Source organism: Pseudomonas sp. GL_093, from assembly GCF_057837605.1.
Genome location: NZ_CM174448.1, coordinates 4,793,284 through 4,818,217, shown reverse-complemented (window position 1 = coordinate 4,818,217; position 24,934 = coordinate 4,793,284). Strand labels below are relative to the sequence as shown.

General features: G+C 59.5%; 21 protein-coding genes. 14 read left to right on the top strand and 7 right to left on the bottom strand.

Annotated features, from left to right (window positions below):
* Positions 1 to 3 precede the first annotated feature (3 nt).
* From AC3IUE_RS22215 to mtnC, 4 genes are read left to right on the top strand one after another with little or no spacing between them, the layout of a single operon-like run.
* Complete coding sequence (locus AC3IUE_RS22215; protein ID WP_489263767.1) at positions 4 to 1,155, top strand: MFS transporter; 1,152 nt, start codon at positions 4 to 6, stop codon at positions 1,153 to 1,155.
* Positions 1,152 to 1,778, top strand: a complete 627-nt coding sequence (locus tag AC3IUE_RS22210; RefSeq protein WP_489263766.1) for a methylthioribulose 1-phosphate dehydratase — start codon at positions 1,152 to 1,154, stop codon at positions 1,776 to 1,778. Before AC3IUE_RS22215 ends, AC3IUE_RS22210 begins: the two co-directional genes overlap by 4 nt.
* A gap of 20 nt (positions 1,779 to 1,798) precedes the next feature.
* Positions 1,799 to 2,344 carry a 1,2-dihydroxy-3-keto-5-methylthiopentene dioxygenase gene (locus tag AC3IUE_RS22205; protein WP_489263765.1) on the top strand — a complete coding sequence of 182 codons (546 nt, stop codon included), beginning with the start codon at positions 1,799 to 1,801 and terminating at the stop codon, positions 2,342 to 2,344.
* Positions 2,345 to 2,348: 4 nt separating this feature from the next.
* On the top strand, positions 2,349 to 3,032 hold the full coding sequence (gene mtnC, locus AC3IUE_RS22200) for an acireductone synthase (RefSeq protein ID WP_489263764.1): 684 nt from the start codon (positions 2,349 to 2,351) through the stop codon (positions 3,030 to 3,032).
* Between the two features lie 121 nt (positions 3,033 to 3,153).
* On the opposite strand, the gene AC3IUE_RS22195 is transcribed toward mtnC, so the two are convergent.
* Complete coding sequence (locus AC3IUE_RS22195) at positions 3,154 to 3,432, bottom strand: DUF3509 domain-containing protein (RefSeq protein WP_008146103.1); 279 nt, start codon at positions 3,430 to 3,432, stop codon at positions 3,154 to 3,156.
* Between the two features lie 344 nt (positions 3,433 to 3,776).
* On the opposite strand from AC3IUE_RS22195, the gene AC3IUE_RS22190 reads away from it, so the two are divergent.
* Entirely contained in the window at positions 3,777 to 5,615 is a 1,839-nt protein-coding gene (locus tag AC3IUE_RS22190; RefSeq protein ID WP_489263762.1) for a long-chain-acyl-CoA synthetase, read from the top strand.
* A gap of 111 nt (positions 5,616 to 5,726) precedes the next feature.
* Complete coding sequence (locus AC3IUE_RS22185) at positions 5,727 to 6,245, top strand: ankyrin repeat domain-containing protein (RefSeq protein ID WP_056740408.1); 519 nt, start codon at positions 5,727 to 5,729, stop codon at positions 6,243 to 6,245.
* A gap of 197 nt (positions 6,246 to 6,442) precedes the next feature.
* Here the strand turns inward: AC3IUE_RS22185 and AC3IUE_RS22180 are convergent, their stop codons facing one another.
* Entirely contained in the window at positions 6,443 to 7,783 is a 1,341-nt protein-coding gene (locus tag AC3IUE_RS22180) for a substrate-binding domain-containing protein (RefSeq protein ID WP_489263761.1), read from the bottom strand.
* Between the two features lie 190 nt (positions 7,784 to 7,973).
* Positions 7,974 to 8,786, bottom strand: a complete 813-nt coding sequence (gene xthA, locus AC3IUE_RS22175) for an exodeoxyribonuclease III (RefSeq protein WP_489263760.1) — start codon at positions 8,784 to 8,786, stop codon at positions 7,974 to 7,976.
* A gap of 288 nt (positions 8,787 to 9,074) precedes the next feature.
* On the opposite strand from xthA, the gene AC3IUE_RS22170 reads away from it, so the two are divergent.
* The 3 genes from AC3IUE_RS22170 to AC3IUE_RS22160 all read left to right on the top strand — a co-directional run bounded on the left by AC3IUE_RS22170 (position 9,075) and on the right by AC3IUE_RS22160 (position 15,189).
* Positions 9,075 to 9,725 carry a GNAT family N-acetyltransferase gene (locus AC3IUE_RS22170; protein ID WP_046047485.1) on the top strand — a complete coding sequence of 217 codons (651 nt, stop codon included), beginning with the start codon at positions 9,075 to 9,077 and terminating at the stop codon, positions 9,723 to 9,725.
* 65 nt (positions 9,726 to 9,790) lie between these two features.
* Positions 9,791 to 11,518: an autotransporter assembly complex protein TamA gene (locus tag AC3IUE_RS22165; RefSeq protein ID WP_489263759.1), complete on the top strand. Its 1,728-nt coding sequence runs from the start codon at positions 9,791 to 9,793 to the stop codon at positions 11,516 to 11,518.
* Positions 11,515 to 15,189: a translocation/assembly module TamB domain-containing protein gene (locus AC3IUE_RS22160; protein WP_489263758.1), complete on the top strand. Its 3,675-nt coding sequence runs from the start codon at positions 11,515 to 11,517 to the stop codon at positions 15,187 to 15,189. The genes AC3IUE_RS22165 and AC3IUE_RS22160 overlap by 4 nt, the downstream gene beginning before the upstream one ends.
* A gap of 83 nt (positions 15,190 to 15,272) precedes the next feature.
* On the opposite strand, the gene AC3IUE_RS22155 is transcribed toward AC3IUE_RS22160, so the two are convergent.
* The gene (locus AC3IUE_RS22155) at positions 15,273 to 16,109 is read right to left on the bottom strand and encodes an IS3 family transposase (protein ID WP_056739091.1); all 837 of its coding nucleotides are present in this window, start codon (positions 16,107 to 16,109) and stop codon (positions 15,273 to 15,275) included.
* On the bottom strand, positions 16,106 to 16,408 hold the full coding sequence (locus AC3IUE_RS22150) for a transposase (RefSeq protein ID WP_056739092.1): 303 nt from the start codon (positions 16,406 to 16,408) through the stop codon (positions 16,106 to 16,108). Before AC3IUE_RS22150 ends, AC3IUE_RS22155 begins: the two co-directional genes overlap by 4 nt.
* A gap of 266 nt (positions 16,409 to 16,674) precedes the next feature.
* On the opposite strand from AC3IUE_RS22150, the gene AC3IUE_RS22145 reads away from it, so the two are divergent.
* The 4 genes from AC3IUE_RS22145 (at position 16,675) to AC3IUE_RS22130 (ending at position 21,529) form a co-directional block, all read left to right on the top strand.
* Positions 16,675 to 17,148: a MarR family winged helix-turn-helix transcriptional regulator gene (locus AC3IUE_RS22145; RefSeq protein ID WP_046047482.1), complete on the top strand. Its 474-nt coding sequence runs from the start codon at positions 16,675 to 16,677 to the stop codon at positions 17,146 to 17,148.
* Positions 17,145 to 18,614, top strand: coding sequence for an efflux transporter outer membrane subunit (locus AC3IUE_RS22140; protein WP_489263757.1), 1,470 nt, complete (start codon positions 17,145 to 17,147; stop codon positions 18,612 to 18,614). Before AC3IUE_RS22145 ends, AC3IUE_RS22140 begins: the two co-directional genes overlap by 4 nt.
* 15 nt (positions 18,615 to 18,629) lie before the next feature.
* A complete protein-coding gene (locus AC3IUE_RS22135) occupies positions 18,630 to 19,835 on the top strand; it encodes an EmrA/EmrK family multidrug efflux transporter periplasmic adaptor subunit (RefSeq protein ID WP_489263756.1) in 1,206 nt (401 codons plus the stop codon).
* Between the two features lie 164 nt (positions 19,836 to 19,999).
* Positions 20,000 to 21,529 carry a DHA2 family efflux MFS transporter permease subunit gene (locus tag AC3IUE_RS22130; RefSeq protein WP_095128971.1) on the top strand — a complete coding sequence of 510 codons (1,530 nt, stop codon included), beginning with the start codon at positions 20,000 to 20,002 and terminating at the stop codon, positions 21,527 to 21,529.
* A 163-nt stretch (positions 21,530 to 21,692) separates the two neighbouring features.
* Here the strand turns inward: AC3IUE_RS22130 and lpxH are convergent, their stop codons facing one another.
* Together lpxH and AC3IUE_RS22120 are read right to left on the bottom strand one after the other, a co-directional pair.
* Complete coding sequence (lpxH, locus tag AC3IUE_RS22125; RefSeq protein ID WP_489263755.1) at positions 21,693 to 22,445, bottom strand: UDP-2,3-diacylglucosamine diphosphatase; 753 nt, start codon at positions 22,443 to 22,445, stop codon at positions 21,693 to 21,695.
* A complete protein-coding gene (locus AC3IUE_RS22120) occupies positions 22,442 to 22,945 on the bottom strand; it encodes a peptidylprolyl isomerase (protein WP_033057103.1) in 504 nt (167 codons plus the stop codon). The genes lpxH and AC3IUE_RS22120 overlap by 4 nt, the downstream gene beginning before the upstream one ends.
* A gap of 277 nt (positions 22,946 to 23,222) precedes the next feature.
* Between AC3IUE_RS22120 and AC3IUE_RS22115 the strand changes: the two genes are divergently transcribed.
* A complete protein-coding gene (locus tag AC3IUE_RS22115; RefSeq protein WP_046047618.1) occupies positions 23,223 to 24,923 on the top strand; it encodes a glutamine--tRNA ligase/YqeY domain fusion protein in 1,701 nt (566 codons plus the stop codon).
* The last annotated feature ends 11 nt before the right edge of the window (positions 24,924 to 24,934 follow it).

The window sequence follows — 24,934 nt, the reverse complement described above, 5'->3', positions numbered from 1 at the left end:
CAGATGACAACAGCGGCGCTCCCGTACTGGCGGCTCTCCAGTTTCTATCTGTTCTATTTCGCCTTGCTCGGTTCGACAGCGCCGTTTCTGGCGCTGTACTTCGATCACCTGGGCTTTTCCAGCGCGCGCATCGGCGAGCTGGTGGCGATCCCGATGCTGATGCGTTGCTTGGCGCCGAACATCTGGGGCTGGCTCGGTGATTACACCGGCCGACGCCTGGCCATCGTGCGCTTTGGTGCGGTGTGCACGCTGCTGACGTTTTCGCTGATCTTCGTCAGCAAGACCTACGCCTGGCTGGCGATGGTCATGGCCTTGCACGCGTTCTTCTGGCACGCGGTGTTGCCGCAGTTCGAAGTCATCACGTTGGCGCACTTGCAGGGCCAGACTAATCGTTACAGTCAGATCCGCCTGTGGGGTTCCATCGGTTTTATCATCACCGTGGTTGCGCTTGGCCGGCTGTTCGAATGGTTGAGCCTGGATATCTATCCGCTGGCGTTGGTGCTGATCATGGCCGGGATCGTGGTCAGCAGTTTGTGGGTGCCGAACGCCCAACCGGCTCAGGGCAATCGAATTGCGGGAGATGGGTTTCTCAAGCAATTGCGCAATCCCGGGGTGCTGGCGTTTTACGGTTGCGTGGCGCTGATGCAGATGAGCCACGGTCCTTATTACACCTTTCTGACCTTGCACCTGGAGCGACTCGGGTACAGCCGTGGGCTGATCGGCGTGCTTTGGGCGGTCGGTGTGGTCGCCGAAGTCTTGATGTTTCTGGCCATGAGCAAGATCCTCGCGCGTTTCTCCGTGCGACGGGTGCTGTTGGCGAGTTTTCTGCTGGCGGCGTTGCGTTGGTTGTTGCTCGGTTCGTTTGCTGAGTTCCTGTGGGTGCTGTTGATTGCCCAGGTGCTGCACGCGGCGACATTCGGCAGCTTTCACGCGGCTGCCATCCAGTTCGTGCAACGTAGCTTCGGCGCACGCCAACAAGGGCAGGGCCAGGCGTTGTATGCCGCACTGGCCGGCACTGGCGGCGCACTGGGCGCGTTGTATTCCGGCTACAGCTGGAATGCCCTCGGCCCCGCATTGACCTTTAGTATTGCCAGCCTCGCAGCCTTCGCGGCAGCCGTTATCATTGCCACACGTATGCAAGAGGACCGGCCATGAGCCTTACCCGTGAGCACCTCACCCAGGAAATCATCGATGCCGGGCTTTTTCTGTATGGCCGCGGCTGGTCGCCGGCCACCAGCAGCAATTACTCGACGCGCCTGTCGCCGACTGAAGCGCTGCTGACGGTGTCCGGCAAGCACAAAGGTCAGCTTGGCCCCGATGATGTGCTGGCCACCGATCTGTCTGGCAACAGCCTGGAACCGGGCAAAAAACCGTCCGCCGAAACCCTGTTGCACACCCAGCTCTACAACTGGCGCCCGGAGATCGGCGCGGTGCTGCACACGCATTCGGTGAACGCCACGGTGCTGTCGCGCCTGACGCCGCAAGACTTCATCGAGTTCGAAGACTACGAACTGCAAAAAGCCTTCAGTGGTGTGTCGACCCACGAATCCCGGGTACGTGTGCCGATTTTCGACAACGATCAGGACATTGCGCGCCTCGCCGCCAAGGTGCAGCCTTGGCTCCAGGCCCATCCCGATTGCGTCGGCTACCTGATCCGCGGCCACGGCCTCTACACCTGGGGCGCGCGCATGAGCGATGCGCTGCGGCAGATCGAGGCCTTTGAATTTTTGTTCGAGTGCGAGTTGAAGATGCGCTCACTCTTGAACCGTCAAGCATGAACCGTTAAGGAGTTGCCCTGATGAGCAGCCTGTCCGTTTACCACGTCTCAAGCCCTGATTTACCGAACAAGGTGCTGACGCATTTCGAAGACATCGCCTCGACCCTGGCCGAGCAGGGCGTGCGTTTCGACCGCTGGCAAGCCGCGGCGAAAATCCAGCCCGGCGCCAGTCAGGAAGAAGTGATCGCCGCGTATCAGGAACAAATCGACAAGCTGATGACCGAACGCGGTTACATCACCGTCGATGTCATCAGCCTGAACAGCGATCACCCGCAAAAAGCCGAATTGCGCGCCAGGTTTCTCGACGAACATCGCCATGGCGAAGACGAAGTACGATTTTTCGTCGCCGGCCGTGGCTTGTTCACCCTGCACATTGACGATTACGTCTACGCGGTGCTGTGCGAGAAAAACGACCTGATCTCGGTGCCGGCCGGCACCCCGCACTGGTTCGACATGGGCGAGCATCCGCATTTCGTCGCGATCCGCCTGTTCAACAACCCTGAAGGCTGGGTGGCCAATTTCACCGGCGACGACATCGCCAGTTGCTTCCCGCGTCTTGAGGACTGAGGCGATGCCGATCAAAGCGATTCTCACCGACATCGAAGGCACCACCAGCGCGGTGAGTTTTGTGTTCGACGTGCTGTTTCCCTACGCGACCAAACACTTGCCGGATTTTGTTCGCCAGCACGCCGCGCGTGCGGATGTTGCCGAGCAACTGGCCGCCGTTCGCCAGGATACCAACGAGCCGAACGCCGACGTCGAGCGGGTGATCGACATTCTTCTGCAATGGATCGCCGACGACCGCAAAGCCACGCCGCTGAAAGCGTTGCAAGGCATGGTCTGGGAACAGGGTTATCAGGCCGGGGAGTTGAAAGGCCACGTTTATCCGGACGCCGTTGAAGCGCTCAGACGCTGGCATCAGGAAGGCTTCAAACTGTTTGTTTATTCGTCCGGTTCGATTCAGGCGCAAAAACTGATCTTTGGCTGCTCGGAAGCGGGGGACCTGTCGCCGCTGTTCAGTGGTTATTTCGACACCACCTCGGGGCCCAAGCGTGAAGCGCAGTCCTACGAGCGCATTACCCAGTCCATTGGCCTGGACGCTTCGCAGATCCTGTTTCTGTCCGACATCGTCGAGGAACTGGACGCGGCGCACACGGCGGGAATGGCTACGTGCGGGCTGGCCCGTGAAGGCGGGGAGTTGGCGGGGCATGTGACCGTCGACAATTTTGAGCGGATCGATCCTTCCACGTTCTAAGCCACGTCGCACATAACCTGTGGGAGCGAGCTTGCTCGCGATAGCGGTCTGTCAGTCAACTCAAGTGTTGAATGTTCAGCCGCCATCGCGAGCAAGCTCGCTCCCACAGTGTTTTAGGGGTTTAAACCGAGTGATACGTCGGCAGGGCAAACCGCTGCTGGCTTTGCAGCATGGAAATCTGTGGCAGTTCGCTGGCCTGTTCGGCGATGTCACGGCGAATGGCACTGATCACCCAGGACAGCTGATCACCGGCATGCAATTGCTGGTAGGAAATCGAGCGTTTGAAGACTTTGCCGTCGGTGCTGCTCAATGTCAGCAGAATGCCGCCGTCCGGACGTGGCTGGGTGGTCACTTCGAAGTTGGAGAACAGGGACGAAAATTTTTCTTGGATCAGGTTCATGTCTATCAGCTCCGTTAGCTCTTGAATGGCAAGCATGCAGAGGTAGTTGCAGTGATTGTGCCAGCACCTGATTTTTTAAAAGTCCTTACATATCAATTAGTTAGTTTTTAAGTGATTTTGCACTTTCGTGCAATCTGCATGAATGGCCATCGTGCATCCTGCATTTTGCGTGGTCGACGTCGATTCGATGGAACCATTTGCCCGGCGCAGGCTCACGATTTCGAATGCCGCAGACGTGGATACAAATCATTTCAAAAACCGCGTGTACAGCTCAGGAACCGCTGACGTATTTTCGGCCTCAATCAACGCCGCCCGAACAATAAAAAGATCGACCGGGAGCAACCATGAGCCGCACGCCGCACGACACAATTACCTGGGGCATGATGCTCCGCAAGCTGCCTTCCATTGCCAAAGCCATTCCTCGCGTGGTGAAGGGCATGAAAGCCGCCAACGTCAAGGACCCGACCCAACCGTGTGGCCTGGGCTGGAGCTTCGAGCAAGCGACGTTGCGCAATCCCGACGGCCCGGCATTGCTGCAGGGCGAGGTAGCGCTGACTTATTTTCAGGTCAACCAATGGGCCAATCGCATTGCCCATCATCTGATTGCCCAAGGCATCCGCAAGGGCGATGTGGTGGCGGTCTTTATCGAGAATCGCCCGGAACTGCTGGTGACGATTCTGGCGGTGGCCAAGGTTGGCGCGATCAGTGCCTTGCTCAATACGTCGCAGACCCGCGATACCCTGGCTCACAGCCTGAACCTGGTGGCACCCGTGGCGATCATTGTCGGAGAAGAGCTGGTCCCGGCGTTTTCGGCAGTTCGCGAACGGGTGTCGATCGAGGCGGCGCGCACCTGGTTCGTCGCTGATCGAGACACCTTCAGTCATCCGGGCATTGCGCCCGACGGGTTCATCAACCTGATGACCGCCAGTGTCGTCAGCTCCAGCGCCAACCCCGTCAGCAGTCAGCAGGTTTTTTTCGACGACCCTTGTTTCTATATCTACACCTCGGGCACCACCGGCTTGCCCAAGGCCGGGGTGTTCAAACACGGCCGCTGGATGCGCAGCTCCGCAAGCTTCGGGCTGATCGCCTTGGATATGCGCCCGGAGGATGTCGTCTATTGCACCTTGCCGCTCTATCACGCCACCGGGCTGTGCGTGTGCTGGGGCTCGGCGATCAGTGGCGCCTCGGGCTTTGCCATTCGCCGCAAGTTCAGCGCCAGTCAATTCTGGAACGATGTGCGCAAGTACCGCGCGACCACTCTCGGTTATGTCGGCGAATTGTGCCGCTACCTCGTGGATCAACCGCCCAGCGCCGACGACAGCAAGCACTGCGTGACGAAGATGATCGGCAATGGTCTGCGCCCCGGCGCATGGGGCGAGTTCAAGACGCGATTCGGTGTGAATCACATCTGCGAGCTCTACGCCGCCAGCGACGGCAACATCGGTTTCACCAACATCCTTAACTTTGATAACACCGTCGGTTTTTCCCTGATGTCATGGGAGTTGGCGGCGTACGACCACGACAGCGGCGCGCCGATTCGGGATGCCCAGGGCTTCATGCGCAAAGTCGCCAAAGGCGAGCAGGGACTGTTGCTGGCGAAGATCGACGACAAGGCGCCGCTTGATGGCTACACCGATCCGCAGAAGACCGAAAAGGTTGTGCTGCACGACGTGTTCGAGAAGGGCGACCGTTACTTCAATACCGGTGACCTGCTGCGCAACATCGGTTTTGGTCACGCGCAGTTTGTTGATCGCTTGGGAGATACATTCCGCTGGAAGGGCGAAAACGTCTCGACCACCGAGGTCGAAAACATCCTTCTGCAACACCCGAATATTTCCGAGGCCGTGGCCTACGGCGTGGAAATCCGCAACACCAACGGGCGTGCGGGGATGGCGGCGATTACGCCAGCCGAGTCCCTGGCGACCCTGGATTTCAGTGAGCTACTGGCTTTCGCCCGAGAGCAAATGCCCGCCTATGCGGTGCCGTTGTTCCTGCGAGTCAAAGTGAAAATGGAGACCACCGGCACCTTCAAATATCAGAAGACCCGCCTCAAGGACGAAGCCTTCGACCCCGGCAAAACCGGCGATGATCCGATCTACGCCTGGTTACCGGGGACCCAGACTTATGTGCAGGTCACTCCGCAGTTGCTGGCGGATATTCACGGCGGCGCTTTTCGTTATTGAATGCAGCGCTATTGAATGTGGCTATGGCCGTCCATGAGAAAAAAGAAGTGACAGCCTCGGGGCTGCTCGGGAAACTGTCGGCTTTGCGAATAACCGAACGTGGAGTGCCCAATGTCAGACCAAAGCCGCCAGATGTCCCCCGAAGAAGCCGCTGAATTTGCCGAACAGGTATTCAACAAGGCGCGCGAGGGCGATGCGGCCATGATGGCTGCGCTGTTGACCAAGGGCCTGCCGCCGAACCTGCGTAACCACAAGGGCGACACCTTGCTGATGCTGGCCGCTTACCACGGCCATGTGGAGACGGTAAAAGTCCTGCTCGAGCACAAGGCCGACCCGGAAATCCGCAACGACAACGGCCAGAGCCCGATTGCCGGCGCGGCGTTCAAGGGTGACCTGGCGGTGGTCAAGGCACTGGTTGAAGGCGGCGCGCAAGTGGAAGGTTCGTCCTTCGATGGCCGTACTGCGCTGATGATGGCGGCGATGTTCAATCGCGTCGAAATCGTCGACTACCTGATCAGCAAAGGCGCCGACCCGAAAGCCAAGGATGCCAATGGCGTCTCTGCGCTGGATGCCGCCAAGACCATGGGCGCAGTGGACACCACGGCGCAGTTGCAGAAGCTGCTTGGCTGATCTCCATCGTGTAGCAGCTGTCGAGCCTGCGAGGCTGCGTTCGGCTGCGAAGCAGTCGTGAAATCAGGCGATGCGGTGTTTCAGGAAGACCGCACATACAGGTTTTACGACGGCTGCGTCCGAACGCGGCCCGAACCGAACGCAGCCTCGCAGGCTCGACAGCTGCTACACACACACACACACACACACACACACCGTCAATACACCCAAACCTCAACCCGCCGATTCTTGATTCGCCCCTCATCCGCGCTATTGGCCGCCACTGGCATCTCGGCGCCAAAACCACGGATCTCGCGAAATACCACGCCGCTTTTCACCAGTTCGCGCCGCACCGCCATCGCGCGCAGTTTCGACAGCAGATCGGCGCGCGCCGGATCACTTTTGGCGTCGCCAAACCCCACCAGCGTCACCTGCCGATTGATCTTGTCACGCTGCTTTATATAGTCGAGCACCCGCGACAGGTCCTGCCGGGCCTTGTTGTCCAGCGTCGCACTGCCTTCTTCGAAACGGAAATTCACTGTCAGTCGTTGGGCGTGACGGCTGAGCGCCTGATAGCCCTCAGGCATCAGCGCGTTCGGTGTGACGGTCATGGCCTGGACGGTCTGGGCGATAAAACCATTGGCCGCGACAATCGCCTGACCCTTGCTGCTTTGGGCGAACGCCACCAGTGCTTCGGCCCAGGGATTTTTCCCATTGGGTGGCAGGTAAAAGAACAGCCGGCGGGACAGCGGATAGTCTTCCGTGGCAATCAGGCTGTTGAGCGGCAACATGGCTTGGGATTGGCCATCGGCAATCGCCACGGCTTTGGCCTGACGCACGTAAGGCAGGCCGATGAAGCCGATACCTTGCGGGTCGAGGCTGACCGCGTCGGACAATTGCTCGCTGGATTCGAAACGTTTCGCCGCGCTGCTCAGCGTTTTCCCACGACGGCTGAGGACCAATTCCTTGAACGTGTCGTAGGTGCCCGATTGGTCATCCCGCGCATAGAGATGAATCGTCCCACCGGTGCCGCCGAGTTCTTCCCAGGTTTTTGCCTCGCCGCTGAAGATTCGTGCCAGTTGTTCGGTGTTCAGTTCACTCAACGGATTTTGCGGATGAAGGATGATCGCCAGGCCATCGATGGCGATGACCTGCTCGGCGCCGGGGCTTTTAAAGTCGCCCAGGCGTGCAAGGTCTGTCCGTTCGCTGTCCTTGATCGGGCGCGAGGAGGCGGCGAGGTCGGCGGTGGCGGTTTTCAGGGCGGTGAAACCGGTGCTGGAACCGTGGGCCGCGATGTCCACCGCGACCCGGCGGCCCTGAACGGTTTCGCCGATGACGCGCAGTTCGTTGGCTTTGTCCGGGGCCTCGCTGTGAACCTTGAGCAGGCCCTGTTCGCGCATCAACCCCTCAACCAGCGCCGGGCCCAATGCCGCACCAATGGTGTTGGAACCCTGGATGCGCAACACCGGGCCAGACTCGGGCGTCGGCAACGCGCCAGCCGACGCCGTCAGCGGCAGCCAGGCGCACAGCATCAACAGGAACAACACGCGCAGCGTCATGCCAGCACCTTATAAGCCAAAGGAAGTGCCGGGAGAATAAGTCAGTAAGGTTTCTGAAAGATGACAGTCTTTAAATGTGGGAGCGAGCCTGCTCGCGAAGAGGGCGTAACATTCAACGCAAATGTTGAATGTAAGATCGCTTTCGCGAGCAGGCTCGCTCCCACAGTTGATCTGTGTCGACAGGTAGGGATCAGCTCAATTCAAGCCAGATCGGCGCGTGATCCGATGGTTTTTCCATCCCGCGCAGTTCGTAATCCACCCCCGCATCCTTCACACGTGACAACAACCCATGGGACGCCATGATCAAGTCAATCCGCAGCCCACGCTTGGGCTCATCCTCAAAACCGCGGCTACGGTAGTCGAACCAGCTGAAACGGTCGGCCACTTCCGGGTTCAAGTGACGGAAGCTGTCCACCAGGCCCCAGTTCTTCAAGCGGGCCATCCACTCGCGTTCTTCCGGCAGGAAGCTGCATTTGCCGGTTTTCAGCCAGCGTTTCATGTTGTCCGGGCCGATACCGATGTCGCAGTCTTCCGGGGAAATGTTCACGTCGCCCATCACCACCACCGGCTGATCGTTGCTGAACTGGGTTTCCAGCAATTGCTGCAGATCGCTGTAAAAGCGCTCTTTGGCCGGGAACTTGGTCGGGTGATCGCGGCTTTCGCCCTGTGGGAAATAGCCGTTCATGATGGTCACCGGCACGCCATTGGCGTCGGCGAACGTGCCCCAGATGAAGCGGCGCTGAGCGTCTTCTTCATCGGTGGCGAAACCTTTGTGCAGCGCGATAGGTTCCTGACGCGAGAGCAGGGCGACGCCGTAATGACCTTTTTGACCGTGGAAATACACGTGATAGCCCAGCGCCTGAACCTCGGCCAGCGGGAATTGGTCATCGTGAACCTTGGTTTCCTGCAGTCCGATCACGTCTGGCTGGTGCTTTTCGATCAGCGCCGCCAGCTGATGGGGGCGAGCTCGCAGCCCGTTGATGTTGAAGGAGACGATCTTCATGGTCGGCAGTCCTGGCAAAAGGGCGATGCTAGCTGACATGTAGGAATGGGGCCAGCGTGGGGTGAGGGGATTCACTGTGTTCTGTCAGATCTATATTGGCAGTTAGGGACGCCATCGCGAGCAGGCTCGCTCCCACAGGGGACGAGTCTGGTCTATACCTTGTGGGAGCGAGCCTGCTCGCGATAGCGGCAACGCTGATTTGGATCAGCAAGGAACTGTGCCGCTGCTTATAGGCTCGTACCAATAAGAGCGCAGTCATCTGACCTGTGCCAGGGGAGATCAACCGTTATGCCCGAAACTTCGACCGTCATCGCCGATATTCACATGCTCGACAGCGGCTATTCCCGCGAAGCACGTTCGTTGTTGTACCAGGCTTACCGGCATGAGCCGACGTTCGGCTACCTGTTCGAAGCGGAGCGCCCCGGTTATGAACAGCGGGTCCGCGCCACCGTGCGCGAACTGGTCAAACAACACTTTCTTCAGGACTTGCCGGCCATCGGCCTGTTGGTCAACGACCGGTTGATCGGCATCGCGCTGATCGCGCCGCCGCAACGTCGCCTGGGCATCACTGAAAGTTGGGCCTGGCGTCTACGCATGGTGCTCAGCACCGGGTTTCGCTGCACCCGACGCTATCTCGAGTATCACGATGCCGTGATGGCTTGCGTGCCGTCCGATTCGGTGCACCTGCTGCCATTGCTGGGGGTTCATCCGCAATTTCAGGGCAAACACTTTGGCGAACAATTGCTGCAAGCGGTGCATAACTGGTGCGCGGTGGATGAACACTCCGAGGGCGTAATCCTCGATACCGGGAATCCTCGTTATCTGGAGTTCTATAAGCGTCAGGGCTATGAGGAAATAGGAGAAGTCGCCGTAGGACCGATCCGCGAACACGTGTTTTTTCACGCCAATCCTCAGGTGTTACAAACAGCAACGGCATAAAGGTAGAACTTTCACCGCACGCTAGGCTCTATCACGCTCCCAAGCTCGTGATAGCATCCGCGCCTATGAATTTTCCAGGAAGAATGACCAGCGGCGTGCTGATGCTGATTACCAGCTGCGCGGCGCTGGCGCAAAGTGAATTGGATGTGCGGATCAAACCGTCCAACGATGAACTGAAAGCCAATATAGAGGGCTATATCGGCAGCCTCGGCGATCGTGACGAAGAAGCCTTGCTGCGCTTCAGTCGCGGCGCCGAAGAACAGGCGCGCAAGGCTGCCCAGGCCTTGGGTTATTACCAGCCGCAGATCGACTCGGATGTGAAGGGCGGCAAGACGCCGCGTCTGGTGCTGAACATCGATCCCGGCGAGCCGGTGCACCTGCGCAATGTCACTATTCGCATCGACGGCCCGGCCGCCTCCCTCAAATCCTTCCGTGTACCCAAAAGCGATGCGTTGAAAACCGGCGCCGTGCTCAACCATGGCCATTACGAAGATGCCAAGCGCCTGATTCAGAATCAGGCCTCGCGCTATGGTTTTTTCAGCGGTTACTTCAGCAGCCAGAAATTGTCGGTCGACCCGCGAGCCGGCGTTGCCGACATCGAACTGATCTACAACAGCGGCCCGCGCTATTCACTGGGCAAGGTCAGTTTCGAAGGTGACACGCCGTTCGACGAAGACCTGCTGCTGCGCATGGTGCCCTTCAAGGCGGGCGCGCCTTATGACTCCGAACTGATCGCCGAACTCAATCAAGCCATGCAATCGAGCGGCTATTTCGAAAGCGTGCGGGTGGATGCGGCGCCGACGGCGTCCAAGAACGACGTGATCCCGGTGGACGTCAAACTCGAAACCCGCAAACCACGGACCATGGGCCTGGGGCTGGGTTATTCCACCGACGTCGGCCCACGGATCAAGGCCAACTGGACCCGGCATTGGGTCAACCCTCAGGGGCACAGCTATGGCTGGGAGACCGAGGTTTCGGCGCCCCGGCAGAACGTCGGTGTGTTCTACGACATTCCCCTGGACCCGCCGCTGACCGACAAATTGCGGTTCGCTGCGGGCTATCAGAATGAAGAAATCGCCGACAAGGACTCCCTCAGCAAACTGCTGACCATCGGCCCCGAGTGGCACAGCAAGCTGCCCAGCGGTTGGCAGCGAGTGGTGTCGCTCAAGTGGCAGCGCGAGGAATACAGGCTCGGCGACGACTCGGGGCTCAGCACATTGCTGATGCCTGGCGTCAGCTATTCCTACCTTAAAAGTGACAACCGCATCGACCCGCACAACGGTTATCGCCTGGGATTCGAGACCAAAGTGGCCAAGGAAGGGTTGGGCTCCGACACCAACTTGATTTACGGCACCGCGTTGGTGAAAGGCTTGACCACGGTCTTCGACAAACACCGCTTCCTCGGGCGGGTGCAGGTCGGCGGCAGCGCCACCAACGGCTATAAATCGGTACCGCCGTCGTTGCGCTTCTTCGCCGGTGGCGATCAGAGCGTGCGCGGTTACGACTATCAGAGCCTGTCCCCGGAAAACTCCGAGGGTGACCGCATCGGCGGCCGTTACATGGTTGCCGGCAGCGTCGAGTATCAGTACTCCATTGCCGAAAAATGGCGGGTCGCGACCTTCATCGACCAAGGCAATTCCTTCAATACCCTCGAACTGCCGGACCTCAAGACCGGCGTCGGCATCGGTGTGCGCTGGGTTTCTCCGGTAGGGCCGATACGCCTCGACCTGGCCCATGCGATGGACGACGACGGCGGCATTCGACTGCACTTTTCCATGGGGCCTGAGCTGTGAATCGTGGTTTGAAAATAACGCTGCTGGCGATTCTGGCGCTGCTGATGCTGGTCGTTTTGGCCGTGGCCACAGTACTGGGCACGGCAACGGGCAGTCGCTGGGCGCTGGGGTTTGTGCCGGGTTTGACCGTCGAGAATTTCCAGGGCCGTTTGGGCGGACAGTGGAGTGCCGATCATGTGCTGTGGCAGCAGGACAGCAGCCGGGTTGAGCTGAGCAAGGTGATTTTCGCCTGGTCGCCGCTGTGCCTGACGCGCATGACCCTGTGCATCGAGCAATTGAAAGCCGATCAGGTCAGCCTGCAGTTTCCGCCAGGCACGGAAGAAGAAAGCAGCGGGCCGATCAGTCTCCCGGATTTGAAACTGCCTTTGGCCATCGAACTGGGCGATGTCCAGGTCGGCAGCCTGATGTTCAACGGCAGCGAAGAGCTCAAGGGCCTGCAACTGGCGGCGCACTGGACGGCCAACGGTTTGCAGATCGATTCCGTTCATTTGCAAAGGGATGACCTGAGCCTGAATCTTTCAGGCCTGCTGCAACCCAGCGGGAACTGGCCGCTCAAGGCCGAAGGCAAACTGACTCTGCCAGCCCCCGGCACCGGGCCTTGGACGCTGGCCCTGAAGGTTGAAGGCGATCTGCTGAAAACCCTCAACCTGAAAGCCGACAGCAGCGGTTACCTCGACGGACAATTGACCGGCGAACTGCAACCGCTGGTGGAAAACCTGCCGGCCAAGGTGCGGATCACCGCTGACGGTTTCAAGCCTGGCGCCGATCTGCCGGACACCCTGCAGCTCAACCAACTGGAGCTCACCGGCGACGGCGACCTGAAAAACGGTTACCAGTTGCTTGGCAAAGCCACGTTGCCCGCAGAACTTGGCCCGGTCGCGTTGTTGCTGCAAGGCAAGGTCGACGCCAACGGCGCTCAGATCGCCGGGTTGGACCTCACGGCCAACGACAAGCAAAGCCTGAAACTCACCGGCAACCTCGACTGGAGCAAAGGCCTGAGCGCCGATGCAAAAATCGATTGGCTGGATTTCCCGTGGCATCGCCTCTATCCGCTGATCGATGAGCCAGAAGTGGCGTTGCGCAGCTTCAACGGTGAGGTCTCCTACACCGACGGTAAATACCTCGGCAGCTTCAAAGCCGCACTCGACGGCCCGGCCGGGGCGTTCAGCCTGACCAGCCCGTTCAGCGGTGATCTGACGAAAATCTACCTGCAACAAATTCAACTCGAAGCCGGGCAGGGCAAGGCCGAAGGGCACCTGAACCTGCAATTCGCCGATGGCATTGCCTGGGACACCGCGCTGGACCTGTCGGCGATCAACCCGGCGTACTGGGTCGCGGAGTTGCCGGGCATCCTGGCCGGACCGTTGCGCAGCAAAGGCGAGATGAAGAATGAAAAACTCAGCCTGACCGCTGACCTGGATTTGAAAGGCAAACTGCGCGGCCAGCCGGCAGTGATCCAGGCCAAAGCCGATGGCGGCGGCGAGCAATGGAACCTCAGTGCATTGCAGATTCGCCTCGGTGACAACAGCATCAACGGCAAGGGCAGCCTGCAACAGAAGCTCGCCGGTCAGATCGATATCAAGCTGCCGCGCCTGGCCCAGCTGTGGCCGCAACTGCGCGGTCAGCTCAATGGTCGCATCGATGTCGCCGGGACGCTCAAGGCCCCGCAAGGCAAGCTCGGGCTGCAAGGCACGCAACTGGCCTTCGAAGACAATCGCCTGCAAAGCCTGAACCTGGACGCCACCCTCGACAGCGCGCAGCGCGCGAAAATCGACCTCAAGGGCAGCGGCATCCAGGCCGGTGAGACGTCACTGGGCACGCTGACCGCCAGCGGCCAGGGCGATATCAAAAACCAGAAACTCACCCTCGACCTGCAAGGGCCGAAGCTGAAACTCGCGCTCGGCCTCGACGGCAATCTGGACCAGGGCAATTGGCGCGGGCGCCTGGCCAGCGGCGATATCCAGGCCGGCGGTCAAGACTGGAAACTGCAAGGTCCGGCGAAGTTGGAGCGGCTGGCGGACGGCAAGATCAATTTTGGCGCTCACTGCTGGACGTCCGGCCCGGCTAGCCTGTGCGGTGAGGATCAGCGCCTGATGCCTGAGCCGAAGCTGCGTTATCACCTCAAACAGTTCCCGATCGACAGCCTGGCTCAGTGGTTGCCCAAGGATTTCGCCTGGAAGGGACGACTCAACGCCGACCTGCAACTGGACCTGCCGGCCAGCGGCCCGAACGGCCAGATCAGCATCGATGCCAGCGGCGGCACGTTGCGCATCAAGGAGAAGGACCAGTGGCTGGACTTCCCGTACCAGACCCTGAAACTCAACAGCAAACTCACGCCCAAGCGCATCGACACTGACCTCAACTTCGTTGGTGGCAAGCTCGGTGAGCTTATGCTCCAGGCGCAGATCAATCCGTTACCGAAGGACAAGCCACTGACCGGCTCATTCCGTTTGAATGGACTGGACCTTTCGGTAGCGCGGCCGTTTGTACCGATGGTCGAGAAACTGACCGGACGCTTGAATGGCAGCGGCACGCTCGCAGGTACACTGCTGGCGCCGCAGGTCAACGGCAATCTGCTGCTCAGCGACGGCGAGATTTCCGGGCCTGAACTGCCGATGGACCTTGAAGCGCTGCAACTTCAAGCCGTGATCGCTGGCGAAACCGTGCAATTGAACGGCGGCTGGAAAAGCGGCAAGACCGGGCAGGGCACCTTGAGCGGCAACATCGCCTGGGGTCAGGCATTGGTGGTTGATTTGGCGCTCAAAGGTACGCAATTGCCCGTCACCGTCGAGCCGTACGCCAAGCTGGAAGTGGCGCCGGACCTGAAGATTTCGGTGAAGGACGACAAACTGGCGATCACCGGCAAAGTGCTGGTGCCGAAAGGCGAGATCACCGTGCGCGAGTTGCCGCCATCGACGGTCAAGGTGTCCGATGACACGGTGATCGTCGGACAGCAGACCGAAGAGGGCAAACCGCCGATGGCCATGGCGATGGACGTCGATGTGGTGGTCGGTCAGGACAAGCTCAGCTTCGCCGGATTTGGCCTGACCGCCAACCTGCAAGGTCATGTGCACATCGGCGACAACATGGACACCCGCGGCGAGCTCTGGCTCAACGATGGGCGATACCGTGCCTACGGTCAGCGATTGACCGTGCGCCGGGCGCGTTTGCTGTTTGCCGGCCCGATCGATCAGCCGTATCTGGATATCGAAGCGATTCGCCAGACCGACGACGTGATCGCCGGCATTCGCCTGAGCGGCAGCGCCGAGCAGCCGACCACACAGATTTTCTCCGAGCCGGCCATGAGCCAGGAGCAGGCGTTGTCCTATCTGGTGCTGGGGCGTCCGTTGGCCAGTAACGGTGAAGACAACAACATGCTCGCCCAGGCCGCGCTCGGGTTGGGCTTGATGGGCAGTTCGGGAGTGACCAGCGGCTTGGCGAAAAACCTGGGGATTCAGGATTTTCAGCTCGATACCGAGGGTAGCGGCAGCGCCACCAGCGTGGTGGCCAGCGGCAATATCTCCGAGAAGCTCAGCCTGCGTTATGGCGTTGGCGTGTTCGAGCCGGCCAACACCATCGCCTTGCGTTACAAGCTGAGCAAGAAGGTCTACCTCGAAGCGGCGGGCGGCGTGGCCAGTTCGCTGGATATCTTCTACAAGCGGGATTTCTAACCCCGCGCTCCTTCAAAAAAACCGAGGCGCTCCAATCGCGAGCAAGCTGAACTGGTCAAGTAATTCTGGACACCAGTTAAGGTTCACGCAGCCAATTTCTCCATGGCTACCGGCGACCGGTAGTCGTTGTAGCTATGGAGTCTGACGTTGTTGTAACGCATCACATAACGCTGCACATCCACGCGTGCTTCATGCTCCGAGCTGTAGCCGTTTTCTGGTACCCACTCTGATTTCAGGCTCCCAAAGAAACGCTCCATCGGGGCGTTGTCCCAGCACTCACCTTTACGACTCATGCTTTGCAGGAGTCCGTGCTTACGCATCTCATTCCTGAATTTGTGGCTGGTGTATTGGCAACCTTGATCAGAGTGAAACAGCACCTCTTTTGGACGACCTCGCAATTGAACCGCCATTCGCAACGCTTCGCAGGTCAGCGTGGCATCGGAAATCATTGAAAACGACCACCCCACGATCCGGCGAGCAAACAAATCCAGCACCGCCGCGAAATACATCCAGCGCTTGCCCACCTTGATGTACGTCACATCGCCACACCACACCTGGTTGATCGCCGTGACATCAAACTTGCGCTTGAGCACATGCGGCGCCACCAACGCTTCCACGCCGGAAGATTTGTACTTGTGCCGCTGCCGCTGATGACTGGCAACACCGGCTTCGCGCATCAAACTGCGAGCCATATGCCGCCCGACACGATGCCCCTTTGCTTGCAGCTCCTTGGAAAGGGTGCGAGACCCCGCAGACGCTCTGGATTCCTTGTGATGCTCGACCAGCACGGCTTTAAGTTTCTCCCGCTCAGGCTTCACCTTGCCTTGGCGCTGACGCCAGGCGTAAAAGCTGCTGCGGTTGACTCCAAACGCCCGACAGCAATTGTTAACGCCGTACTGCTCGTCCAGCTCATTGATCAACGAGAATGATCTTTGGAGTCCAAAAGCAGGAGAGCACTGGCCTTTTTTAAGATTTCAATGTCCAGGTCTTTTTGCCTGAGCAACGCTTTGAGCTGCTGAATCTCTCGCTGATCGGCGGTGATTGCCTTGGCCCCCTCCGGGGTTGAACCTAAGCGCTCTTTGCGAACCTGATCGACCCAACGGCGCAAGGCGGTAGGGCCAATATCCAGACTGGCACAGACGTCGGGAACTGACTGCCCCTCGTCCAGCACCATACTGGCAGCCTTGAGTTTGAACTCACTCGAATAAGATTTACGCATATCCAGACACCTCAGATTTGGGCGCCATCATAGCGCCCGATTGAAGTGTCCAAAATCATTAGGCCAGTTCAAGCTCGCTCCCACAAGGTTCAGTGTGATCCCTGTGGGAGCGAGCTTGCTCGCGATGGCGTCAGATCGGTCACCGCAAAATCCATCGCCATTTATCAACTAAATAGCAAGCAACCTAACTATTACGTTGACATTCGCTGCCTAGGCAGTAACATCTCGACATACATTCTCTGCCTAGGCAGCTAATTGGTGGACAGATGAAACATTTCACCCCAGACGCATTCCATACTTGCCATCTCGGCCTCCTGCTCGGGCGTGCTGCGCTGCTCAAGGACCGGATCATCGACACGCACATGGAACCCCACGGCATCACCGCCGCGCAGTTCAAAGTGCTGATCATCATGGCCCAGTTCGGCGTCGATACCCCGGCCGAGCTGTGCCGTCACCTGTCGCTGGACAGCGGATCGATGACCCGCATGCTCGACCGTCTGGAACAGAAAGGCTTCCTCGCCCGCCAACGCTCCGAAGCCGATCGTCGTCAGGTTCAGCTGGTGCTGACCGAGCAAGGGCAGCAGTTGACTGACCGCCTGCCAGAGATCGGCGCCGACGCGATGAATGAACTGGCCGGCGCGATCACCCCAGAGGAGTTGCAGACCCTCGAACAGATCCTGAAGAAAATTTTGGTGGCAGCCGGTGACTCGATCACGTTGCTGCGGGTAGGTGACAAATGAGCAGTAAAACCTTGCGTACCGGCCTGAGCCTGGTGCTGGCGGCCATGACCCTGGCCGGTTGCGCCAGCTACAGCGGCCTGACCACCGAAGGCAAAAGCCTCGATGCGAAAAACCTCAAGGCCGGGCAATCACTCAGCGGCGTGACCTTGTCGCCCGCGGCCTGGCCAAAAAGCGACTGGTGGAAAAGCCTCGGCGACCCACAGCTCGACGGCTTGATCCGCGAAGCCCTGCACGACAGCCCCGACATGCAAATCGCCGACGCCCGCGCCCACCAGGCCAGCGCCGCCGCTTATGCAGCGGATGCCGCGCGCATGCCGACCCTCGATGCCAGTGCTGGCGTCAGCCGGTCGCGTCTGGCCCGGGATCAGGACCCGAGCGGGCAGGGCGGCACTTATTCCACCGTGCGCAACATCGGCGCCAGTTTCAATTACAACTTCGACCTCTGGGGCGGTCAGCGTGATGCCTGGGAAGCCGCACTGGGTCAGGCCCGTGCTGCCGAAGTCGATCAACAGGCCGCTCAGTTGACCTTGTCCGCCGACGTCGCTCGCGCTTACAGCGATCTGGGTCAGGCGCACATCGTCTATGACCTGGCCAGTGAAGACCTCAAGCGCACCAAACAAATGCTCGACCTGAGTCAGCGTCGCCTGAGCTCCGGGATCGACAGTCAGTACCAGTTCCAGCAAACCGAAAGTCTGGAAGCCACGTCCGAAGCCAGCCTGATCGACGCCGAAAAACGCCTGCAAAGCGCGAAAATCGCGTTGGCCGTCTTGCTCGGTAAAGGCCCGGATCGCGGCAACGAAATCGCCCGGCCGAAAATCCTCCAGGCCAGCGCCGTCGCGTTGCCCTCGGTGCTGCCGGCCGAGTTGCTCGGTCGTCGTCCAGACCTGGTGGCCGCACGTTGGCGGGTTGAGGCGGCGAGCAAGAACATCGACGCCGGGAAAACCCAGTTCTATCCAAACTTGAACCTTAGCGCTGCGGCCGGTGCCGAATCTTTGCTGGGCGACGCGATGTTCGGTTCGGCCAGTCGTTTCTTCAACATTGCGCCGACGATCTCTGTGCCGATTTTCGACGGTGGCCGCCTGCGCGCCGATCTCGATTCCCGCGATGCCGATTACGACCTCGCCGTGGCGCAGTACAACAAAAGCCTGGTGAAAGCCCTGGGTGATGTCAGCGACACCATCAACCAGTTGCGCGATATCGGCCGGCAGATCGGCGCTCAGCAGCACGCCACCGACATTGCCCAGGATTCTTACAACACAGTGGTCCAGCGATACGGTTCCGGCATCGGGAATTACCTGGACGTGCTCAGCATCGAGCAGCAATTGCTCCAGGCCCAGCGTCAGCTGGCCAACCTGAATGCCGAGCAGATCGACCTGTCGATCCAACTGATGCAGGCGCTGGGCGGCGGCTTCCAGGGCGAAACCCTGACCGCAGCCAACGCAACCCCAGCCACGCAGCACAACTAATTCAAGGTATTTGTCATGGCCACTGCCGATACAGCAACACAAACCCCTGACAACGCTCAAGACACCAGCAATTCGCGCAAACGCAAAGTGATGCTGTTTGTACTGACGATCGTGGTGATCCTCGCCGGTGTCGGCGTCTGGGGTTATCACGAATTCTACGGGCGCTGGAACGAAAGCACCGACGACGCCTATGTGAACGGCAACGTGGTGGAAATCACTCCGTTAGTCACCGGCACCGTGGTCAGCATCGGTGCCGACGATGGCGACCTGGTTCACGAAGGCCAGGTGCTGATCAACTTCGACCCGAACGACGCCGAAGTCGGTCTGCAAAGTGCCCAGGCCAATCTGGCCCGCACCGTGCGTCAGGTTCGTGGCTTGTACAGCAACGTCGACGGCATGAAAGCCCAGGTCAACGCGCAACAGGCTGAAGTGCAAAAGGCTCAGGACAACTTCAATCGCCGGAAAAACCTCGCCGCTGGCGGCGCGATTTCCCAGGAAGAACTGTCCCACGCTCGCGACGACCTGGCCTCGGCGCAAAACGCCTTGGCCAACGCCAAACAGCAACTGAAAACCACCAGTGCGCTGGTCGATGACACCGTGGTGTCGTCGCACCCGGACGTGATGTCCGCTGCCGCACAATTGCGTCAGGCTTACTTGAACAACTCCCGCAGCACCTTGATCGCACCGGTCACCGGTTATGTCGCCAAACGTTCCGTGCAACTGGGCCAACGCGTCCAGCCGGGCACCGCGTTGATGGCGGTCATTCCGCTGGATCAGCTGTGGATCGACGCCAACTTCAAGGAAACCCAACTGCGTGACATGCGTATCGGTCAGCCGGTAGACATTGAAGCCGACCTCTACGGCAGCGACGTGAAGTTCAGCGGCACCATCGACAGCCTCGGCGCCGGTACCGGCAGCGCGTTTGCCTTGTTGCCAGCACAGAACGCCACTGGCAACTGGATCAAGATCGTCCAGCGGGTGCCGGTGCGGATTCACATCAACGCCGAAGAACTGGCCAAGCACCCGTTGCGGGTCGGCCTGTCGACTCAGGTCGATGTGAACCTGCGCGACCAGAGCGGCCCGGTGCTGGCACAACAGCCGCCGCAAAAGGCTTCGTTCAGCACCAATGTGTATGACCGTCAGTTGGCCGAGGCCGACGCGATGATCACTCAGTTGATCCACGACAACAGCGCTGCGGTCAGCAAAACCGTTCAACGCTGATTGGTCATCACACCGACCCTGTGGGAGCGAGCCTGCTCGCGAATGCGGTTTTCTATTCAACATCACTGTTGACTGAACCAGCGCTTTCGCGAGCAGGCTCGCTCCCACAAGGTCAGCTGCGTCAGTAACAGGCGCTGCGCCAATCAGGTTCCAAAGGATTCGCGATGAGCAATAACGCCTCTTTCACGCCGCCCAGCCTGCTGCTCAGCACCATCGGCCTGTCGCTGGCGACCTTCATGCAAGTGCTCGACACCACCATCGCCAACGTGGCGCTGCCGACGATTTCCGGCAACCTGGGCGTGAGTTCGGAGCAGGGCACTTGGGTGATTACCTCGTTCGCCGTGAGCAACGCCATCGCGCTGCCGCTGACCGGTTGGCTCAGCCGACGGTTTGGTGAGGTGAAGCTGTTTCTCTGGGCGACGATTCTGTTCGTGCTGGCTTCGTTTCTGTGCGGTATCTCGACCTCGATGCCGGAGCTGATTGGCTTTCGCGTGCTTCAAGGTCTGGTGGCAGGCCCCCTGTACCCGATGACCCAAACGCTGCTGATTGCCGTCTATCCGCCCGCCAGGCGCGGCATGGCCCTGGCGTTGCTGGCGATGGTCACGGTGGTGGCGCCGATTGCCGGCCCCATCCTCGGCGGCTGGATTACCGACAGCTATAGCTGGCCATGGATTTTCTTCATCAACGTGCCGATCGGTGTTTTCGCGGTGATGGTGGTGCGCCAGCAACTCAAGGCGCGGCCGGTGGAAACCAGCTATCAGCCGATGGATTACGTCGGTTTGATCACGCTGATCATTGGCGTCGGCGCCTTGCAGGTGATCCTCGACAAGGGCAATGACCTGGATTGGTTCGAGTCGAACTTCATCCTCATCGGCGCGGCCATTTCAGTGATAGCGCTGGCGGTGTTCGTGATCTGGGAAATGACCGACAAACACCCGGTGGTCAATCTGCGGCTGTTCGCTTACCGCAACTTCCGCATCGGCACGATTGTGCTGGTGTTGGGTTACGCCGGGTTCTTCGGGATCAACCTGATTCTGCCGCAATGGCTGCAAACCCAGATGGGTTACACGGCGACCTGGGCGGGGCTCGCGGTGGCGCCGATCGGGATTCTGCCGGTGCTGATGTCGCCGTTTGTCGGCAAATACGCACACAAGTTCGACCTGCGGCTGCTGGCCGGCCTGGCGTTCCTGGCGATTGGCCTGAGCTGCTTCATGCGTGCCGGGTTTACCAACGAAGTGGACTTCCAGCACATCGCGCTGGTGCAGCTGTTCATGGGGATTGGCGTGGCGCTGTTCTTCATGCCGACCTTGAGCATTCTGATGTCGGACCTGCCACCGAGTCAGATCGCCGACGGCGCTGGCCTGGCGACGTTCCTGCGGACGTTGGGCGGTAGTTTTGCGGCGTCGCTGACGACGTGGATCTGGATACGCCGGGCGGATCAGCACCACGCCTATATGAGCGAAAGCATCAGCACCTATGAGCCGGCTACCCGCGAGGCGCTGAACAGCTTGGGCGGGGCGAGCAATCCGGCGTATGCGCAACTGGATCATGTGCTGACCAGTCAGGCGTACATGCTCTCCACCGTGGATTACTTCACGTTGCTGGGGTGGGCATTCATGGGTTTGATTGTGCTGGTGTGGCTGGCGAAACCGCCGTTTGCGGCGAAGGCTGGGCCTGCTGCTTCTGGTCACTAAGTCAAACACAGCGGATATGTGACTGGCTCAAAACTTGAAAAAAACACTGACCCCTGTGGGAGCGAGCTTGCTCGCGATGGCGGTGGACCAATCAATAAAGATATTGAATGTGAGTCCGCTATCGCGAGCAAGCTCGCTCCCACAAGGGTTTTGTGTCCGGTAGTTAGTTCGCAGGTGCTGCCAGCTGTGGCGGCAGGGTGAAGTCGAAGGGCGCCAACGCAAACCCCTGCTCATCCACCTGCAACGCCCAGCCCTGACGATCCCAATCCCCCAGCACAATGCGCTTGGCCGCTTGCTCGCCAATCTGCAACTTGTGAATGGCCGGGCGATGGGTGTGCCCATGGATCAAGGTTTTCACGCCAAAGGCCTGCATGATCCGCGGCACTTCTTCCGGCGTGACATCCACAATGTCATTCGCCTTCATCCGCGTCTGGGCACGGCTTTCACTGCGCAGCTTGCGCGCCAGTTTATGCCGGGTGCCCAAGGGCAGATGCCGCAGGATGAACAGGGTGATCGGGTTACGCAGATAGCGACGCAGCTTCATATAGGCTTCGTCGCGGGTGCAGAGGCTGTCGCCGTGCATCAACAGCACCGGCTCACCGTAAAACTGCACGACACTCGGGTCTTTCAGCAATGTGCAGCCGGCCTGTTTGCAAAAGGCCTGGCCGAGCATGAAGTCGCGATTGCCGTGCATCAGAAAAATGGCCGTGCCGCTGTCGCTGAGTTCGCGCAGGGCCTGGCAGATGGAACGCTGAAAGGGCGTCATGGCATCGTCGCCAATCCACGCCTCGAAAAAGTCGCCCAGGATGTACAACGCACTCGCCGAGCGGGCGCGTCCGGCGAGCAAATCCAGAAACGCCCGGCTGATGTCCGGGCGCTCCTCTTCCAGATGCAAGTCTGAAATCAGCAGTATCACTCAATGATCTCGGCTTTCTCGATGATCACGTCTTCTGCTGGTACGTCCTGGTGGCCGGACTTCATGGTGGTGGAAACACCTTTGATCTTGTCGACCACGTCGGTGCCTGCAACGACTTTGGCGAATACCGCGTAGCCCCAGCCCTGAGTGGTCTTGGCGCTGTGGTTCAGGAAGCTGTTGTCAGCCACGTTGATGAAGAACTGGGCGGAAGCCGAATGCGGCTCCATGGTGCGGGCCATGGCAACGGTGTACTTCTCGTTCGGCAGGCCGTTGTCGGCTTCGTTCTGGATGCTTGGGCGCTTGTCTTTCTTTTCTTTCATGCCTGGCTCGAAACCGCCGCCCTGGATCATGAAGTTACCGATGACGCGGTGGAAAACGGTGTTTTCGTAGTGACCGGCTTTGACGTACTCGATGAAGTTGGCCACGGTGATCGGGGCTTTTTCAGCGTTCAGTTCCAGGACGATGTCGCCATGGTTGGTGGTCAGTTTGACTTGGGTCATGATCGGGGACTCTTTTTAAAAAAAGCGTTTTCTGGGAATTCGTGGGTTTCGGGGCGTTGAAGCCCTCAACCGGTCCGGCCAATTTTGGCCAAGATGCGCAGTTTAGCGTGCCAAGCGCGAATTTCGAGGCTGTTTTTCATTTGCATCCGATTAAATGCAGCCGTTTTTTGCCCTGCGCTGTCAGCGACTTGACGGCATCGGCTATGATAAGCCCCTTTGTTTTAACAGCCGCTTTGATTTGGCCAACTGGCCGCGCACTTGTACGTTCAAGGATCCTATGAGCAAGCCCACTGTCGACCCTACCTCGAATTCCAAGACCGGCCCTGCCGTGCCGGTCAATTTCCTGCGCCCGATCATCCAGGCGGACCTGGACTCGGGTAAGCACACGCAGATCGTCACCCGTTTCCCGCCTGAGCCCAACGGCTACCTGCACATTGGTCACGCCAAGTCGATTTGCGTGAACTTCGGCCTGGCCCAGGAATTTGGCGGCGTCACGCACCTGCGTTTCGACGACACCAACCCGGCCAAGGAAGACCAGGAATACATCGACGCGATCGAAAGCGACGTCAAATGGCTGGGCTTCGAATGGTCCGGTGAAGTGCGCTACGCCTCGCAGTATTTCGACCAGTTGCACGATTGGGCCGTTGAGCTGATCAAGGCCGGCAAGGCCTACGTCGATGACCTGAGCCCTGAACAGGCCAAGGAATACCGTGGCAGCCTGACCGAGCCGGGCAAGAACAGCCCGTTCCGCGATCGTTCCGTGGAAGAAAACCTCGACTGGTTCGCCCGCATGAAGGCCGGTGAATTCAAGGACGGCGCACGCGTGTTGCGGGCCAAGATCGACATGGCCTCGCCGAACATGAACCTGCGCGACCCGATCATGTATCGCATCCGCCACGCTCACCACCACCAGACCGGTGACAAGTGGTGCATCTACCCGAACTACGACTTCACCCACGGTCAGTCGGACGCCATCGAAGGCATCACTCACTCGATCTGCACCCTGGAGTTCGAAAGCCATCGTCCACTGTACGAGTGGTTCCTCGAGAACCTGCCCGTGCCGGCGCAACCGCGTCAGTACGAATTCAGCCGTCTGAACCTGAACTACACCATCACCAGCAAGCGCAAGCTCAAGCAACTGGTCGATGAAAAGCACGTTCTTGGCTGGGACGATCCGCGCATGTCCACGCTGTCCGGCTTCCGCCGCCGTGGTTACACGCCTGCGTCGATCCGCAATTTCTGCGACATGGTCGGCACCAACCGTTCTGACGGCGTCGTCGATTTCGGCATGCTCGAATTCAGCATCCGTCAGGATCTGGACCAGAACGCTCCGCGCGCCATGTGCGTGCTGCGTCCGTTGAAGGTGGTGATCACCAACTACCCGGAAGACCAGGTCGAGAACCTCGAACTGCCGCGTCATCCGCAGAAAGAAGAACTGGGCGTGCGCAAGCTGCCGTTCGCCCGTGAGATCTACATCGACCACGATGACTTCATGGAAGAGCCGCCAAAAGGCTACAAACGCCTGGAACCCAACGGCGAAGTGCGTCTGCGCGGCAGCTACGTGATTCGTGCCGACGAAGCGATCAAGGACGCCGATGGCAACATCGTCGAACTGCGTTGCTCCTATGACCCGGAAACCCTGGGCAAGAACCCTGAAGGCCGCAAGGTCAAAGGCGTGGTTCACTGGGTGCCGGCTGCGGCCAGCGTCGAGTGCGAAGTACGTCTGTACGATCGCCTGTTCCGTTCGGCCAACCCTGAGAAGGCCGAAGACAGCGCCAGTTTCCTGGACAACATCAACCCTGACTCTCTGCAAGTCCTCACCGGTTGTCGTGCTGAACCCTCGCTGGGCAATGCACAGCCGGAAGACCGTTTCCAGTTCGAGCGCGAAGGTTACTTCTGCGCGGATATCAAGGACTCGAAACCCGGTCATCCGGTGTTCAACCGTACCGTGACCTTGCGTGATTCGTGGGGCCAGTGATTCAAGGAACC

What these genes read in the sequence shown, in the direction of transcription:
- AC3IUE_RS22215 (WP_489263767.1), top strand. Translation starts at nt 4, where the DNA reads ATGACAACAGCGGCGCTCCCGTACTGGCGGCTCTCCAGTTTCTATCTG.
- AC3IUE_RS22210 (WP_489263766.1), top strand. Translation starts at nt 1,152, where the DNA reads ATGAGCCTTACCCGTGAGCACCTCACCCAGGAAATCATCGATGCCGGG.
- AC3IUE_RS22205 (WP_489263765.1), top strand. Translation starts at nt 1,799, where the DNA reads ATGAGCAGCCTGTCCGTTTACCACGTCTCAAGCCCTGATTTACCGAAC.
- mtnC (WP_489263764.1), top strand. Translation starts at nt 2,349, where the DNA reads ATGCCGATCAAAGCGATTCTCACCGACATCGAAGGCACCACCAGCGCG.
- AC3IUE_RS22195 (WP_008146103.1), bottom strand. Translation starts at nt 3,432, where the DNA reads ATGAACCTGATCCAAGAAAAATTTTCGTCCCTGTTCTCCAACTTCGAA.
- AC3IUE_RS22190 (WP_489263762.1), top strand. Translation starts at nt 3,777, where the DNA reads ATGAGCCGCACGCCGCACGACACAATTACCTGGGGCATGATGCTCCGC.
- AC3IUE_RS22185 (WP_056740408.1), top strand. Translation starts at nt 5,727, where the DNA reads ATGTCAGACCAAAGCCGCCAGATGTCCCCCGAAGAAGCCGCTGAATTT.
- AC3IUE_RS22180 (WP_489263761.1), bottom strand. Translation starts at nt 7,783, where the DNA reads ATGACGCTGCGCGTGTTGTTCCTGTTGATGCTGTGCGCCTGGCTGCCG.
- xthA (WP_489263760.1), bottom strand. Translation starts at nt 8,786, where the DNA reads ATGAAGATCGTCTCCTTCAACATCAACGGGCTGCGAGCTCGCCCCCAT.
- AC3IUE_RS22170 (WP_046047485.1), top strand. Translation starts at nt 9,075, where the DNA reads ATGCCCGAAACTTCGACCGTCATCGCCGATATTCACATGCTCGACAGC.
- AC3IUE_RS22165 (WP_489263759.1), top strand. Translation starts at nt 9,791, where the DNA reads ATGAATTTTCCAGGAAGAATGACCAGCGGCGTGCTGATGCTGATTACC.
- AC3IUE_RS22150 (WP_056739092.1), bottom strand. Translation starts at nt 16,408, where the DNA reads ATGCGTAAATCTTATTCGAGTGAGTTCAAACTCAAGGCTGCCAGTATG.
- AC3IUE_RS22145 (WP_046047482.1), top strand. Translation starts at nt 16,675, where the DNA reads ATGAAACATTTCACCCCAGACGCATTCCATACTTGCCATCTCGGCCTC.
- AC3IUE_RS22140 (WP_489263757.1), top strand. Translation starts at nt 17,145, where the DNA reads ATGAGCAGTAAAACCTTGCGTACCGGCCTGAGCCTGGTGCTGGCGGCC.
- AC3IUE_RS22135 (WP_489263756.1), top strand. Translation starts at nt 18,630, where the DNA reads ATGGCCACTGCCGATACAGCAACACAAACCCCTGACAACGCTCAAGAC.
- AC3IUE_RS22130 (WP_095128971.1), top strand. Translation starts at nt 20,000, where the DNA reads ATGAGCAATAACGCCTCTTTCACGCCGCCCAGCCTGCTGCTCAGCACC.
- AC3IUE_RS22120 (WP_033057103.1), bottom strand. Translation starts at nt 22,945, where the DNA reads ATGACCCAAGTCAAACTGACCACCAACCATGGCGACATCGTCCTGGAA.
- AC3IUE_RS22115 (WP_046047618.1), top strand. Translation starts at nt 23,223, where the DNA reads ATGAGCAAGCCCACTGTCGACCCTACCTCGAATTCCAAGACCGGCCCT.